The 15055-nt window shown below is 71.6% G+C and carries 17 protein-coding genes and 1 tRNA gene; 16 read left to right on the forward strand and 2 right to left on the reverse strand.

Annotation, left to right across the window (positions count from 1 at the left end; translation table 11 throughout):
• Positions 1-16 precede the first annotated feature (16 nt).
• The 6 genes from rpmG (at position 17) to IEZ03_RS28810 (ending at position 4221) form a co-directional block, all read left to right on the forward strand.
• Complete coding sequence (rpmG, locus tag IEZ03_RS28785) at positions 17-181, forward strand: 50S ribosomal protein L33 (protein ID WP_026404241.1); 165 nt, start codon at positions 17-19, stop codon at positions 179-181.
• 369 nt (positions 182-550) lie between these two features.
• Positions 551-988, forward strand: a complete 438-nt coding sequence (locus tag IEZ03_RS28790) for a MaoC family dehydratase N-terminal domain-containing protein (protein WP_184889221.1) — start codon at positions 551-553, stop codon at positions 986-988.
• Entirely contained in the window at positions 988-1413 is a 426-nt protein-coding gene (locus IEZ03_RS28795; RefSeq protein WP_184889219.1) for a MaoC family dehydratase, read from the forward strand. The genes IEZ03_RS28790 and IEZ03_RS28795 overlap by 1 nt, the downstream gene beginning before the upstream one ends.
• A 112-nt stretch (positions 1414-1525) precedes the next feature.
• Positions 1526-2593, forward strand: coding sequence for a UDP-N-acetylmuramate dehydrogenase (locus tag IEZ03_RS28800; RefSeq protein ID WP_184889217.1), 1068 nt, complete (start codon positions 1526-1528; stop codon positions 2591-2593).
• A 225-nt stretch (positions 2594-2818) separates the two neighbouring features.
• Positions 2819-3400: a TMEM165/GDT1 family protein gene (locus IEZ03_RS28805; RefSeq protein WP_184889215.1), complete on the forward strand. Its 582-nt coding sequence runs from the start codon at positions 2819-2821 to the stop codon at positions 3398-3400.
• Positions 3401-3513: 113 nt separating this feature from the next.
• Entirely contained in the window at positions 3514-4221 is a 708-nt protein-coding gene (locus tag IEZ03_RS28810) for a GntR family transcriptional regulator (protein WP_221480905.1), read from the forward strand.
• Between the two features lie 50 nt (positions 4222-4271).
• On the opposite strand, the gene IEZ03_RS28815 is transcribed toward IEZ03_RS28810, so the two are convergent.
• Positions 4272-5336 carry an adenosine deaminase gene (locus tag IEZ03_RS28815; RefSeq protein ID WP_184889213.1) on the reverse strand — a complete coding sequence of 355 codons (1065 nt, stop codon included), beginning with the start codon at positions 5334-5336 and terminating at the stop codon, positions 4272-4274.
• Between the two features lie 221 nt (positions 5337-5557).
• On the opposite strand from IEZ03_RS28815, the gene IEZ03_RS28820 reads away from it, so the two are divergent.
• The 3 genes from IEZ03_RS28820 to IEZ03_RS28830 all read left to right on the forward strand — a co-directional run bounded on the left by IEZ03_RS28820 (position 5558) and on the right by IEZ03_RS28830 (position 7893).
• Positions 5558-6511: a hypothetical protein gene (locus tag IEZ03_RS28820; RefSeq protein WP_184889211.1), complete on the forward strand. Its 954-nt coding sequence runs from the start codon at positions 5558-5560 to the stop codon at positions 6509-6511.
• 113 nt (positions 6512-6624) lie between these two features.
• Positions 6625-7134: a SigE family RNA polymerase sigma factor gene (locus IEZ03_RS28825; protein WP_132044015.1), complete on the forward strand. Its 510-nt coding sequence runs from the start codon at positions 6625-6627 to the stop codon at positions 7132-7134.
• A 3-nt stretch (positions 7135-7137) separates the two neighbouring features.
• Positions 7138-7893, forward strand: coding sequence for a hypothetical protein (locus tag IEZ03_RS28830; protein ID WP_184889209.1), 756 nt, complete (start codon positions 7138-7140; stop codon positions 7891-7893).
• Between the two features lie 197 nt (positions 7894-8090).
• On the opposite strand, the gene IEZ03_RS28835 is transcribed toward IEZ03_RS28830, so the two are convergent.
• Positions 8091-9302, reverse strand: coding sequence for a pyridoxal phosphate-dependent aminotransferase (locus IEZ03_RS28835; protein ID WP_184889206.1), 1212 nt, complete (start codon positions 9300-9302; stop codon positions 8091-8093).
• A 267-nt stretch (positions 9303-9569) separates the two neighbouring features.
• Here IEZ03_RS28835 and IEZ03_RS28840 point away from each other — a divergent pair.
• From IEZ03_RS28840 to IEZ03_RS28870, 7 genes are all read left to right on the forward strand, one after another.
• Positions 9570-9642, forward strand: a tRNA-Trp gene (locus IEZ03_RS28840).
• A 122-nt stretch (positions 9643-9764) separates the two neighbouring features.
• Positions 9765-10025 carry a preprotein translocase subunit SecE gene (gene secE / locus IEZ03_RS28845; protein ID WP_132044009.1) on the forward strand — a complete coding sequence of 87 codons (261 nt, stop codon included), beginning with the start codon at positions 9765-9767 and terminating at the stop codon, positions 10023-10025.
• A gap of 98 nt (positions 10026-10123) precedes the next feature.
• Positions 10124-10972, forward strand: coding sequence for a transcription termination/antitermination protein NusG (gene nusG, locus IEZ03_RS28850; RefSeq protein WP_184889205.1), 849 nt, complete (start codon positions 10124-10126; stop codon positions 10970-10972).
• Between the two features lie 359 nt (positions 10973-11331).
• Entirely contained in the window at positions 11332-11763 is a 432-nt protein-coding gene (rplK, locus tag IEZ03_RS28855) for a 50S ribosomal protein L11 (RefSeq protein WP_184889203.1), read from the forward strand.
• Between the two features lie 85 nt (positions 11764-11848).
• Positions 11849-12565 carry a 50S ribosomal protein L1 gene (gene rplA / locus IEZ03_RS28860; RefSeq protein WP_184889201.1) on the forward strand — a complete coding sequence of 239 codons (717 nt, stop codon included), beginning with the start codon at positions 11849-11851 and terminating at the stop codon, positions 12563-12565.
• Positions 12566-12728: 163 nt separating this feature from the next.
• Positions 12729-13604, forward strand: coding sequence for a hypothetical protein (locus IEZ03_RS28865; protein ID WP_184889199.1), 876 nt, complete (start codon positions 12729-12731; stop codon positions 13602-13604).
• A 530-nt stretch (positions 13605-14134) separates the two neighbouring features.
• Entirely contained in the window at positions 14135-14989 is an 855-nt protein-coding gene (locus IEZ03_RS28870; RefSeq protein ID WP_221480904.1) for an SCO4651 family lipoprotein, read from the forward strand.
• Positions 14990-15055 lie beyond the last annotated feature (66 nt).

Here is a 15055-nt window from a genome sequence, read left to right on the forward strand (position 1 = left end):
AGAAAGGCACTCCATCGTGGCTGCCACCGACGTCCGGCCGAAGATCACGCTGGCCTGCCAGGAGTGCAAGCACCGCAACTACATCACGCGGAAGAACCGGCGCAACGACCCGGACCGCCTGGAGATCAAGAAGTACTGCCCGAACTGCCGGACCCACCGTCCGCACCGGGAGACCCGCTGACCGAGGCGTCCGGACGGACGCGGCACCGCCCGTCGCACTTCTGCACGCAGCCAGTGCCCGCCGTCCGCCCCGGGACCCGCTGACCAGCACCGCCTGGTCGGGGCGTAGTACCCGCCCGCCGCGTTCTCGCGCGGGCCGGAACCGGGGGACCCGCCGGTCGGGCGCGGTGCCGTGGCCCGCAATCGTCCGTCCCGGCCCGCGGAACAGCCGCTTCTTGGCATGCTTGCTCTGACGTGATCAGCCCGTCCTCGCGACACGACACCCGCGAGGGCGGGCTGAACGCCGTTCTGTTAGCGTCCGACCGAGACGGAAGCAGCGCGTGCCCAGGCGGGCACCGGGCACCTGTTCGACCTGGAGGGACGGGATTGCATGGCACTCAACCGTGATTTCATCGGGCGGAGCTTCCCGCCCACCGAGCCGTACGAGGTCAGCCGGGTGAAGATCCGCGAGTTCGCGGACGCGATCGGCGACCGGAACCCCGTGTACCGCGACCAGGAGGCGGCGAAGGCGGCCGGGCACCCCGACGTCATCGCACCGCCGACCTTCCCCATCGTCGTGTCCCTCGGCAACCCCGCCCTCGCCGACCCCGACCTCAACCTGAACTACGCGATGGTCGTGCACGGCGAGCAGCGGTTCGAGTACACCCGCCCGGTCCGCGCCGGCGACGTCGTGACCTGCACCTCGACGGTCACCGAGATCAAGTCGATCGGCAGCAACGAGAAGATGGTCGTCGAGACCGACATCAAGACCGTCGAGGGCGAGCTGATCTGCAAGACCTACAACACGATCGTGGAGCGGGGGGCCTGATGACCGCGAAGGTGAACTACGCCGACGTCGAGGTCGGGACCGAGATCCCCGCGCAGACCTACGCGGTCGACCGCGCCAACCTCGTCATGTACGCGGGCGCGTCCGGCGACTTCAACCCCATCCACTGGCGCGAGTCCGTCGCGAAGGCCGTGGGGCTCCCGGACGTCATCGCGCACGGCATGTACACGATGGCGCAGGGCGGCCGGTTCGTGACCGACTGGGCCGGCGACCCGGCTGCCGTCGTCGACTACGGGGTACGGTTCTCCTCACCGGTCGTCGTCCCCGACGAGGGCGGCGCGACCCTGGAGATCAGCGGCCAGGTGGAGGAGAAGCTCGACGACAACAAGGTCGTCGTGGCGCTCACCGCCAGGTCGAACGACCAGAAGGTCCTCACGCGCGCGAAGGCGGTCGTCAAGCTCGCCTGAACCGCACGTGGCGCCGCGCACCGGCCGGGCCGCCCGGCCGGTGCGGGGACGGCCCGCGGGACGCGAGCGGGACGCGGCGAGTGACCGGGCACGCACGGGAGGGGAACACGACGTGGCGGTGTTCGCTGAAGAGGTGGACCTGGCCGGATACACCACGCTGCGGCTCGGCGGCCCCGCCCGCCGCTTCGTCGAGGCGACGACCGAGGCGGAGCTCGTCGCCGCGATCCGCAACGCCGACGACGCGGGCGAACCCGTGCTCGTGCTCGGCGGCGGCAGCAACCTCGTGGTGTCCGACGACGGGTTCCCCGGCACCGTCGTCCACATCGGCACCCGCGGCACCGAACGCGTCGCCGCCGAAGGCGACACCGTCCTCCTCCGGGTCCAGGCCGGCGAGGACTGGGACCCGTTCGTCGCGCGCTGCGTCGCCGACGGGCTCGCCGGAGTCGAATGCCTGTCCGGCATCCCCGGCCGCGTCGGCGCCACCCCGATCCAGAACGTCGGCGCCTACGGCCAGGACGTCAGCGAGACGATCGTCGAGGTCCGCGCCTACGACCGGGAGGCCCGCACCGTCGTCGCCCTCGACCGCGACGCCTGCCGCTTCACCTACCGGCACAGCGCCTTCAAAGGGCACGACCGGTTCGTGGTCCTCGACGTGACGTACGCGCTCCACGAGGCCGAGGAGTCGCGGCCCATCGCCTACACCGAGCTCGCGAAGAAGCTCGGCGTCCAGCCCGGGGACAGGGTGACGCTGAAGGAGGCGCGCGACGCCGTCCTCGAACTGCGGCGCGGCAAGGGCATGGTCCTGGACCCGGCCGACCCCGACACCCGCAGCGCCGGGTCGTTCTTCACCAACCCGGTCCTCGAACCCGGCCAGCTCGCCGAGCTGGAGCGCCGCGTCGCCGACCGCCTCGGCCCGGACGCGACGTTCCCGCGCTACCCGGAGTCCGGCGGACGGGTCAAGACGTCCGCCGCCTGGCTGATCGACCGCGCCGGCTTCGGCAAGGGCCACGCCGCCGGCCCGGCGCGCATCTCCACCAAGCACACCCTCGCCCTCACCAACCCGGGCGACGCCAGCACCGCCGACCTCCTGGCGCTCGCCCGCGAGGTGCGCCGCGGCGTCCGCGAGGCGTTCGGCGTCGAGCTGGTCAACGAGCCGGTCCTCGTCGGTGTGACCCTCTGACCCGCCGGTTGGTAGGCTCGGGGCGTCGAGGGGGAGTAGTCCCAATCGCGTGATCGACATACTGGCGCCGCCGACGGCGCCCGGTCACGCGGGCCTCCGTACGCAAGGGCCGCGCTCCGACGGGCCCGCGAGGCGGACGAGACCCTCGGCCCGGCAGTCGTGCCGGGCCGAGGTCGCGCGCCCGAACCCCCGCCCTCGCCCGGCATCCGAGCGAGAGGTAGCCCGTTGTCCGCCTTCCTCATCAGCCTGGTCGTGATCTTCGTCGCCGAACTGGGCGACAAGAGCCAGCTCATGGCGATGACCTTCGCCACCCGCTTCCGCGCGCTGCACGTGCTCATCGGCATCACCGCCGCGACCGCGGTCGTCCACCTGGCGAGCGTCGCCCTCGGCGCGGCGCTCGGCGCCGCGCTCCCGACCGGCCCGATCTCCATCCTCGCCGGCGTCGCGTTCCTCGGCTTCGCGCTGTGGACGCTCCGCGGCGACGAACTCGACGACGACGAACGCGACCGGGCGCGGCGCGCCACCGGCTCGGCGATCCTGGCGGTCGGCGGGGCGTTCTTCCTCGCCGAGCTGGGCGACAAGACCATGCTCGCCACCGTCACCCTCGCCGCCGACCACGGCGGCCTCGCGGCGCTGGCCGGCGTGTGGGCCGGGTCGACGATCGGCATGGTCGCCGCGGACGCGCTGGCGATCGTGGTCGGCCAGGTCCTCGGCAAGAAGCTCCCCGAACGGGTCATCAAGTACGGTGCCGCCGCCGGCTTCGCGGCGTTCGGCGTCCTGCTGCTCGTCGAGGGCATCACGGCCTGACCCGCCTCCCGGCCCGCCCGGCGGCTGAAACGGCCGCCGAGCGGGAACCATGGAGGCAGGGCCCTTGAGGACCGCGGGGCCGGCCGCGGCGGGGCCCGGACGGGAGTACGACCGTGGCCCCACCCGCACCCGCCCCCCGGCAGGCGCTCGGCATGCGCCTCCAGCTGAGCGACGAGGCCGCCGCCCGCATCCGCGAGCTGATCATGGAGGGCCGGGTCCGGCCCGGCGACCATCTGCGGCTCGAACGGCTCGCCATGGAGTTCGGCATCAGCGTCACCCCGGTCAGGGAGGCGCTGAAGTCGCTGCGCAGCGAGGGATTCGTCGTCCTGGAGCCGCGCCGCGGGTTCGTCGTCGCGCCGCTGTCGAAACGGGACGTCCAGGACCTGTTCTGGGTGCAGGCGGGCATCGCCGCCGAGCTGGCCGCCCGCGCCACCCCCCGGATCGGCCCGGAGGACCTGCGCGGCCTGGAGGCGCTCCACCGCGAATTGGAGCGTGCCTTCGCCGCTCGGCGACCCGACCTGATGGAGGAGCACAACCACCACTTCCACCGCGAGATCAACCTGGCGGCCGACTCGGCGAAGCTGGCCTGGTCGCTAGGGACGGCCGCCCGGTACGTCCCGCGCGGCCTGTACGGGAGGCTTCCCGGCTGGCCGGACCTCGCCGTGCGAGACCACGAGCACATCCTCGCCGCGCTGCGGGACGGCGACGCCGCCGCGGCGGCCGAACGGATGCGCGACCACGTCGTCAGGGCCGGTGAACTCCTGGTGAGCCACCTCGAAAGCCGTGGGATGTGGCCGTCCGGCGAGGAGGCCCGGCACTAGCGCGGCGCCGTGTCCCGGCGGTCGGCCGGCCAGCGTGCGGTCCGGGAGGCTCAGCCCGCCAGCCAGGCGTCGACGCCCGCGAGCAGCCGCCCCCGCACGTCGTCCGGCGCCGCCGACGCCCTGATCGACTGCTTCGCCAGATCGGCAAGCTCGGCGTCGGAGAAGCCGTGGTCGGCCCGGGCGAGCTCGTACTGGACGGCCAGCCGCGAACCGAACAGCAGCGGGTCGTCCGCGCCCAGCGCGATCGACGCGCCCGCCTCGTACAGCCGCCGCACCGGCACGTCCGACGCCGTCTCCGCCACCCCGAGGCCCACGTTCGACGCCGGGCACACCTCCAGCGTCACACCGCGCTCGATGATCTGCTCCAGGAGCCGCGGGTCCTCGACGGCGCGCACGCCGTGCCCGATCCGGTCGGCCTCCAGGGTCTCCAGGCATTCCCGGATGCTCGCCGGGCCGAGCAGCTCACCGCCGTGCGGGGTCGACAGCAGGCCGCCGCGCTTGGCGATCCGGAACGCGCCCTCGAAGTCGTAGGCCCGGCCCCGCCGCTCGTCGTTGGACAGCCCGAACCCGACGACGCCCCGGCCGGCGTACTGGACGGCCAGCCGGGCGAGCGTCTTGGCGTCCAGCGGGTGCCGGGTGCGGTTCGCGGCGATGACCACGCCGATGCCGACGCCGGTGGCCTCGGACGCGTCCCGCGCCGCGTCCAGCACCAGCTCCACCGTGGGGGTCAGCCCGCCGAACTTCGCCGCGTACCCGCTCGGATCGACCTGGATCTCCAGCCAGCCCGACCCCTCCGCCGCCTCGTCCGCGGCCGTCTCCCGCAGCAGGCGGCGCAGGTCGCCGGGCGTCTGCAGCACCGAGCGGGCGATGTCGTAGAGGCGCTGGAACCGGAACCAGCCGCGTTCGTCGGTCGCCTGCAGCTTGGGCGGCCAGTCCTCCACGAGGGCGTCCGGCAGATGCACGCCGTGCGTGCCGGCGAGCTCGACGAGCGTCGAATGCCGCATCGACCCGGTGAAATGCAGGTGCAGGTGCGCCTTGGGGAGCAGTGCCACGTCATTGCGGGCGGAACCCAGAAGCTCCTGGGCGGGACGAGCTGACACGGTAGGGGCCTCCATGTGCCAATGCTGCCGGGTGATCGGCGCGGTTGAACCCCCTTCCGGAAGGATCACCTCACCGGACTACCTCGGATGACTCGCGACGGCCATCCCCGCACATGGGCATCCCGAAAAAACTTTGGGATCGCGTGCAACCCCGTCCGGACACCGTGCGTATACGAGGGGCGCCAGAGAGAGACGGGCACCCCCGTAAACGAGCACGGGCAGGAAAGGGATACACGATGATCACGCTGAAGGCCGCCCTGATCGCGGCGTCCGCCATCGGGACCGTCGCCGTGGGCGGCGGCGCGACCTGGGCGATGGCCGGCTCCCACCAGGAGGCGGACCTCCGCCCCCAGGGCGCCACGGCCCCCGCGGTGGAGCGCGAGGTCCGGGACGCCGTGCCCGGCACCCCGCCGACCTGCCTGCCGGCCAAGCCCGCACTGCCCAGCGCCAAGATCCCGGAGACCGGGGCGGAGAAGCAGGTCCGGAAGCACCTGGAGCAGAACCCCGCCACGAGGGAACTGCCGAAGGCGGACGTGCCCAAGACCGACCTCCCGGGCGCTGGGCTCCCCGACGCCGACCTGCCTGACGCCAAGGTCCCTGACGCGAAGGTCCCGGACGCCAAGCTGCCGGACGCCAAGCTGCCGGACGCAAGGGGCAAGCTCCCGTCCGACCTGCCGACCTGCCTGCCGTCCACGAAGGAGCTGACGAAGGGGACCCCGGCGACCAGTCCGTCCGCCCGCGTCCCGGCCAAGCCCGGCCTGCCCGCCGTCCCCCGGCTCGACTGCGGCAAGCTGGCGCCGGCGGTCGAGGTCGGCGGCACGGTCGAGCGGACGGTCCTGCTCGCCAAGGGCCTGCGCCACGTCTCGACCGTCCCCGGCTCCGCCGACCTGCGGAAGGCGAACATCTGCGCCGTCACGCAGAAGTGGGCCGACAAGACCGGCCGGTGGATCACCGTCGAAACCCTGAGGACGCCCGCCGGCATGACGCAGAATCAGCTGCGGCAGGCGCTGAAGCTGCCCAAGGGCGGCACCCCCGTGACCGTGCCCGGCGGCACCGCCGGCTCGATCCTCCCGGACCGCGGCGGCGTGCTGCTGTTCGACGCGGACGGCCGGTCGCTGCTCGTCAACGGCAGCCCCGTCCTCGCGGGCGGCCTGAAGGACGTCACCACCGCGCTGGCCCAGGCCGGGTAAAGGGGCCGGCCAGCACACAGCGGTACCAGGAACCGGGTGGGCGGCTCGGCGCGGAGCCGCCCACCCCCCGACAGAAGACCGGCCGGATTCGCGCCAGCCCGGGACGGAGCACAGTGGGGCGTCGAGACGACGAGACGTTCGTGGAGTTCGTGGCCGCACGCGGCGATGCCCTGCTGCGCACCGCCGCGCTGATGTGCGGGGCACGGCAGGACGCCGAGGACGTCCTGCAGACCGCGCTGGAGAAGGCGTACCGGCACTGGGGGCGGATCGAGCCCGGCAGCGACCCCGAGCCCTACGTCCGCAGGATCCTGGTCAATCTCGTGATCAGCCGCTCCCGGCGCTGGAAGGTCCTGAAGGAGATCCACATGGCGCGGCTGCCGGAACGGCCGGCGGCCTCGCCCGAACACGCCGTCGAGCTGAGGGGGACACTCATGGACGAGCTGCGCAGGCTCGGCCCGCGGCAGCGGGCGGTACTGGTCCTGCGGTTCTGGGAGGACCTGTCGGAGGCGGAGACGGCGCAGGCGCTCGGCTGTTCGGTCGGAACGGTCAAGAGCCAGGCGTCCCGGGGGCTCGCCAGGCTCCGGGAGCGCCTCGGCACGAACCTGGCGCCACTGGGGAGATGAGCGATGGACCTGGAGAGTGAACTGCGGCAGGCCATGGCCGAGCAGGTGGCCGGGACGACCGCGCCGGCGTCGCTCGTCGCGGACGTCAAGCGCCGGCACCGGCGCCGCAAGGCCCGGATCCACGCCGCCGCCGGAGCCGCCGCGGCCACGGTCGCGGCGCTCGCCCTGGTGCCCACCTACCAGTCGTTCCGGGCCACACCTGCCGGGAACCCCGGGACCGCCCGAACCGCGGACGGCGGCCCGACGCTCGAGCAGCCGGAACGACCGCCCGCCCCGGGTTCCTCCGCGTCCCCGTCAGCCAAGGGGGAGCCCAGGGCGGGCGCCTCCTCCCGGCCGGAGGCCCACCCGTCGGCGGGCAGGTCCGCGGATGGCCCGCGCAAGCCCGGCCCAGGGGGAGTGGTGGACGGTCTGCCGGGCTGGATCACCTACATTCCGGACGGCCTCACCGCCGCGGGCCCGTGCACGGTGACGGGCGGCGCCGAGCGCGAGACGACGACCTGCAAGTGGCGCGGGAGCGCGGGGTGGCTGGAGATCGCCATGGTCAAGGGGAGCGGGCTCACCGGCCCGCGGGACCTCATGAAGTCGCCCGGCCTGCCCGGGCACACGTCCGTGCGGGGGGCGCCCGCGCTCACCGCCGACCGTCCCGGCTCAGGACGCCAGATCTCCTGGCTCGCCAGACCCGGCGTCGGGGTGACGGTGTCGGCCGGCGGCTCGGTGGAGACCCGGCTGATGCGCGTCGCCGAGGGCGTCCGCCCGTGAACGCGGCGCCGGAGGGTCGCCGTGTCTCGGGGAGGCACTGACACCGTTCCGGCGGGACGTCCCGCGGTGGGGAGGGGCCGCGGCGGGACGTCCCGCCGGAACGCTCCGGGAACGGGCCGGTGGACGCGGCCCGTTCCGCACGGAACCGGCCCCGGGCACGTGTGCGCCCGGGGCCGGTCCGTGATGGCGGAAGGGTGTCAGCCCGCCTCGGACAGCAGCTTCGCGACCCGCGAGACGCCCTCGACGAGGTCGTCGTCGCCGAGCGCGTACGACAGGCGGAAGTAGCCCGGCGTGCCGAACGCCTCGCCCGGCACCAGCGCGACCTCCGCCTCCTCCAGGATCAGCGCCGCGAGCTCGACCGACGTCTCGGGGCGCTTGCCGCGGATCTCCTTGCCCAGCAGCTCCTTCACCGACGGGTAGGCGTAGAACGCGCCCTCCGGCTCGGGGCACACCACGCCCGGGATCTCGTTCAGCATCCGCACGATCGTCCTGCGGCGCCGGTCGAACGACGTGCGCATCTCCGCCACCGCCGACAGGTCGCCCGTCACCGCCGCGATGGCCGCGGCCTGCGACACGTTCGCCACGTTGGACGTCGCGTGCGACTGGAGGTTGGCCGCGGCCTTCACCACGTCCGCCGGGCCGATCAGCCAGCCGACCCGCCAGCCCGTCATCGCGTACGTCTTGGCGACGCCGTTCAGCACGACCGTCCGGTCGGCCAGCTCCGGCACCACCACGGGCATCGAGTGGAACTCGGCGTCCCCGTACACCAGGTGCTCGTAGATCTCGTCGGTCACGACCCACAGGCCGTGCTCGTCCGCCCAGCGGCCGATCGCCTCGATCTCGGCGCGGGAGTACACGGCCCCGGTCGGGTTGGACGGCGACACGAACAGCAGGACCTTCGTCCGGTCGGTGCGGGCCGCCTCCAGCTGGTCGACGCTCACCTTGTAGCCGGTGGTCTCGTCGGCGACCACGTCCACCGGCACCCCGCCCGCGAGCTTGATCGACTCGGGGTAGGTCGTCCAGTACGGCGTCGGCACGAGCACCTCGTCGCCCGGGTCGAGCAGTGCGGCGAACGCCTCGTACACCGCCTGCTTGCCGCCGTTGGTCACCAGGACCTGGGACGCCTCCACCTTGTAGCCGGAGTCCCGCTCGGTCTTCTCCGCGATGGCGGCGCGCAGCTCGGGCAGCCCGCCCGCGGGCGTGTACTTGTGGAAGCGCGGCACGGAGCAGGCGGCCACCGCGGCCTCGACGATGTAGCCGGGAGTGGGGAAGTCGGGCTCGCCCGCGCCGAACCCGATGACCGGGCGGCCCGCCGCCTTGAGCGCCTTGGCCTTGGCGTCGACGGCCAGCGTGGCGGATTCGGATATCGCGGCGATGCGCTTGGAGATGCGAGGACGGTCGATGCTCATATCCCTATCGTTACAGACGATGTCCGGTGGCCAGAGCGGTATACCGGGGCGGGTCCGGACGCGTCCCCGGCGCGGTCCGGTGACACGGTCCGGGCGTCTCGCGCCATCCGGTTCGACGCGGGGGCCCGGGGCACGTAGACTCACCGTCCTAGTGGCGCGTCCCCGCTCTACGAGCCTGTCCGCACACGGATGTCGGCAAAGGTCGTAAGCTGGACGCGGCACGACCCGGTCCCGTGGCCGGGTGTTCTCCGTTGACCCGGAGAATGAAGGGCAGTGGCTCAATTGGTAGAGCTCCGGTCTCCAAAACCGGCGGTTGGGGGTTCGAGTCCCTCCTGCCCTGCGAGGTGCGGTGCGCGCACCCGTGCCGGCCGCGACATGGCGGCGCCGTGGCGCTTCGCGGCACGGGACCGTGCGGCAACCACATGGTGGTTGGATCACGACCTATGAGGTGAACGGCGGCAAATGGCGACTGAGACCGACGAGCGCGACGAGCCCGAGGCCAAGGGCGAGGGCAAGCGCAAGAAGGAGAAGTCCCCGCGGCGGACGACTCCGGCGCTCTTCGTGCGCCAGATCATCGCCGAGCTGCGCAAGGTCATCTGGCCCACGCGGCGGGAACTCATCACCTACACGGTCGCGGCACTGATCTTCGTGCTGATCATGGTGGGGATCGTGTCCGGCGTCGACTACGGGCTGCAGCAGGGCATTTACGCCATCTTCGGCTGATCGGCCTCGGCTGATCGCGCCCGGGGCCGCGGCGTACCGACGTGCCGCCGCCGCACCACCGCAAGTCCATTCACCGCAAGCCGAGAGAAAGAGACACCGTGTCCGAGCCCTCACAGCCCTACGACGAGGCCGTTGAAGAGGCCCAGTCCGCTGCGGCTGCTGCGGCAGACCAGGCGGCCGAGCCCGCCGAGGAGACGGCCGAGGCGGCCGTCGCCGCCGGCGAAGGCGAGCCCGCGGACACGAAGCTCGAGGGCGAGGGCCCCGGGCCGGACGCCGCCGCGGACGCCGCCGATCTCGCCGAGGCCGTCACGGACGAGCAGGACGAGGACGAAGACGAGGAGGAGGCCGGCCCCCCGGCCGACCCCTACGCCGACTTCAAGATGCAGCTCCGGCTCCAGCCGGGCGACTGGTACGTCGTGCACTCCTACGCGGGGTACGAGAACCGGGTCAAGACCAACATCGAGACCCGGACGCAGACCCTCAACATGGAGGACTACATCTTCCAGATCGAGGTCCCGCAGCACGAGGTGACCGAGATCAAGCAGGGCAAGCGGCAGAAGGTCAACGAGAAGGTCCTGCCGGGCTACATCCTGGTCCGCATGGAGCTGACCGACGAGTCCTGGGCCGCGGTCCGCAACACGCCCGGCGTCACCGGGTTCGTCGGGCTGCTGAACAAGCCGTCCCCGCTGAGCCTGGACGAGGTCGCCGGCCTGCTCGCCCCGGAGCCCGAGGAGGGCACCGTCAAGGCCAAGGAGCAGGCGAAGGCCCCCGCCACCGTCGACTACGAGGTCGGCGAGTCGGTCACCGTCATGGACGGCCCGTTCGCCACCCTCCCCGCCACGGTCAACGAGATCAACGCCGAGCAGCAGAAGCTCAAGGTCCTGGTCTCGATCTTCGGCCGGGAGACCCCCGTCGAGCTCTCCTTCAACCAGGTCTCCAAGATCTGACTTGAGCCCGTGCCGGGCCGTTTCCCGCGATGCGGGGGATGGCCCGGACTCATGCGGGGCGTGCAGCATGTTCGGCCCGATGGACCGACCGGCCCGCACGAGGCCGTATCCTGGACGGGTTGTCCCGCCCAGGCGGGGGACGGCCGGCACGGTCCGGATCGAACCCCACCGGGAAATCGTCCCGCTTTCGCGGGGACGGCCCGGTGCATCTGCGCACCGGACAGGCAGCACCAGCGATGCTCCCCGCTCACGCGGGTTGCGAGTCCAAGTGGTTCCTACACGGAGGATGCGTCCCAGCCGCCGTGTTGCCCGGATGACCGGGAGTCGGAACCACCGATAAATGGGATAAAGGGGTTCGAATGCCTCCGAAGAAGAAGAAGATCGCCGCGCTCGTCAAGGTCCAGTTGCAGGCCGGGGCCGCGACTCCGGCGCCGCCGGTCGGTACCGCGCTCGGTCCGCACGGCGTCAACATCATGGACTTCTGCAAGCAGTACAACGCTGCCACGGAGTCCCAGCGCGGCAACGTCGTCCCCGTAGAGATCACCATCTACGAGGACCGGTCGTTCACCTTCGTCACCAAGACCCCGCCGGCCGCGCAGCTCATCCTGAAGGCCGCGGGCGTCGACAAGGGCAGCGGCGAGCCGCACAAGACCAAGGTCGGCTCGATCACCGCCGACCAGGTCCGCGAGATCGCCACGACCAAGATGCCCGACCTCAACGCCAAGAGCCTGGAGACCGCCGAGAAGATCGTCGCCGGCACCGCCAGGTCGATGGGCATCGAGATCAAGTGACCTGACGCCGTATCCCGCCGCCGGCGGGACGGCAGTGGCAGGGCCACGCGCTGGCCCGTACCACGAATTCCGGAAGGGAATCACCATGAAGCGCAGCAAGGGCTACCGCTCCGCGGCGGAGAAGATCGACCGGGAGCGGCTGTACAGCCCGGCCGAGGCCGTGAAGCTCGCCAAGGAGACCAAGGTCGTCAAGTTCGACCCGACCGTGGAGGTCGCGCTGCGGCTGGGCGTCGACCCCCGCAAGGCCGACCAGATGGTGCGCGGCACCGTCAACCTGCCGCACGGCACCGGTAAGACCGCCCGCGTGCTGGTCTTCGCCGCCGGCGCCAAGGCGCAGGAGGCCGAGGCGGCGGGCGCCGACTTCGTCGGCACCGACGACATGATCGAGCGCATCCAGGGCGGCTTCCTGGACTTCGACGCGGTCGTGGCCACGCCGGACCAGATGGGCAAGGTCGGACGCCTGGGCCGGGTGCTCGGCCCCCGCGGCCTGATGCCGAACCCGAAGACCGGCACGGTCACGATGGACGTGGCGAAGGCCGTGTCCGACATCAAGGGCGGCAAGATCGAGTTCCGGGTCGACCGGCACGCGAACCTGCACTTCATCATCGGCCGGGCGTCCTTCGAGCCGCGCCAGCTGGTGGAGAACTACGCCGCGGCCGTCGAGGAGATCCAGCGGCTCAAGCCGTCCGCCGCGAAGGGCCGGTACGTGAAGAAGGCGTCGATGACGACGTCGATGGGCCCGAGCATCCCGGTGGACCCGAACGCGGTCCGCAACCTCACCGCCGACCTCGAAGAGGTCTGAGCGGCAGCACGGCACAGGGCGTCCCCGGCTCCGGGGGCGCCCTGTTCGCGTACCGGCACATAGCACCGAACGGGCTGGATACATAGATCAGCGTCCGGAACCGGACAATTGGGTAGCCGGATTGTTTTGTTACCGGTGGGGAATCTGGTGTTGAATCTTCCCCGTGAAGCGTCGAACCGACCGTGCCATCGCCATCTCCGCAGTCACCGCCGTCGCCGTCGTGCCCACGGCGATCGTGATGGCGGTCCAGGTCGGCGGCAACTCCGCCGGGGACGGGGGCGCGTCGCCGGCGTCCGCGGCCATGTCCCGGCAGGACCCGGCGAACCCGAACGGCACCGCCACCGGCCTCGTCACCCCCGGCGCCCCCGCGGCACCCGGCTCCAACCCGGCCGGGACGGGCAACGCCCCCGGCACGCCGGGCACCCCGGGCGGCGGCGCCTTCGCGAACCTGCCCACCGCGCCGCCCCAGCCCGGCCCGAGCCTCCACGCCTTCACCCGCAAGACCGAGGTCAAGGTGTCCATCGGCGCGAACGGCGACTACAAGCACGCCGCGGAGACCGCGTCGTTCACCCTGTACCCGAAGTTCGCGATGAACGCGACCGGCGTCACCCAGACGATGCAGGGCGGCGAGCTCACCAAGATCACCCAGAAGGTCATCGTGAGCGGCCAGACCCTCAAGGGCTTCGACGGGGAGAAGTGGACCCAGTCCACCCTCACGGCCGCGCAGCTGAACACCCTGCAGACCCAGTCCGACCCCCGCCAGTTCACCTTCATGATCGGGACGCTCCCCGGCACGACCGCGAGCGAGCCGGACGACAGCGGCCGGACCCAGTTCACCGCCCAGGCCCGCATGGGCAGCGTCTACTCGCTCCTCCCGCAGGAAGCGGCCGCCGCGATCCGCGACTTGATCCCCCAGGACACCGGCTGCGGCCTGGACCTCTGGGCCGACAGCAAGTCCCGCCCCACCTCGATCGGCCTGAGCGCCCAGGCGCCCGGCGCCGCCTTCACCGGCTCCATGACCTTCAACGCCTACCGCTGACCCACCCAAGGCAAGCGCGCACGCCAAAGGTAAGAAGCGCAAGAGCCTATGCCTAGGGCAGTGCAAATGGGCACGACCTCAGTCACCACAGCAACCCCGCAGCAACCTCGACGCTTGCGATCGCGTCCGAAGGCAGGTTTCGAGCTTGCGAGGAACCTGATCGCGCAGCGAGCCCCCAGGGCGAGCCGGAGCGATGCAGCGATCGCGCGCAGTGCCCGTTGAAGGGAGGGCGCTCTAGCGCCTGACCGCCAAGGGCAATGCAAATAAGCACAGCGATCGCGCGCAGTGCCCGTTGAAGGGAGGGCGCTATAGCGCCTGACCGCCAAGGGCAATGCAAATAAGCACAGCGATCGCGCGCAGTGCCCGTTGAAGGGAAGGCCCTCTAGGGCCTGACCGCCAAGGGCAATGCGATGAGTACGACGATGGTCGTACCTCGGGTGGGGGCATTCGTACCAGCGGGGGATGTAGCGTCGTTGGCGTCCCCGTGACACTGGGATCACCAGCAGGGCGACAAGGGAGGCTCGAACCTCATGAAACGACGACTCGTGGTGGCGGCCGGCGGCACCGCCGTGAGCGCCGCGCTGCTCCTGAGCGGATGCGGCGGGGGCGGCACCGGGACCACGGAGAACATGCAGCTCAGTGCCGGGCAGGCGCTGTTGAAGGCCTCGGAGAAGACCGGTGAGGCGGATACGTTCAAGGCCGACCTCACGGTGACCGGGACGGGGCAGGGCGGCAGCGGGGAGATCCGCGCCAACGGGCAGTTCCAGCTGCGGCCGACGCTGCAGTTCAGCGCGAAGCTGGACGAGTTCAGCCGCGGCGGGAAGAGCGTCCCGGGGGCGCAGGGGCAGGCGCTGTTCACGGGCGACGTGCTGTACGCGAAGGTCCCGCAGCTCGCCAAGTTCGTCAGCGGCGGCAAGCCGTGGCTGAAGATCGATGTGGACCGGGCGTCGCAGCACACCGGGTTCGACATCCAGGGTCTGATCGGCCAGGTGGAGAAGGTGGACCCGGCCGAGCAGACGAAGATGTTCACCGGCTCCAAGGACGCGCGCCGGGTCGGCACCGAGAAGGTCGACGGGGTCGAGACGACGCACTACACCGGGACGGTGACCGTCCAGGACGCGCTGAACCGGCTCGACGCGGAGTCGCGCGAGAAGGTGCGCAAGTGGCTGCCGGCGGAGGACGCGCAGCACAAGATCAACTTCGATCTGTGGACGGACGCGGAGAACCTGCCGCGCAAGCTCGTGTCGAAGATGAGCGGCGAGCAGGGCGAGACCGGCACGGTGACCGTCCTCTACAGCGACTACGGAGAGTCGTTCAAGGTGAACCCGCCGCCGTCCGACCAGGTCGGCGAACTGTCGATCGCCGGGCTGCTCGGCGGCAACTGACGTAGCCGCTTGTGGCCATATCGCCGAATTTGGCAAACCGTAATCACCTCCCGGGCGTCTGACTTG

This window comes from Actinomadura livida, from assembly GCF_014648675.1.
In the GTDB taxonomy this organism is placed as follows: domain Bacteria; phylum Actinomycetota; class Actinomycetes; order Streptosporangiales; family Streptosporangiaceae; genus Spirillospora; species Spirillospora livida.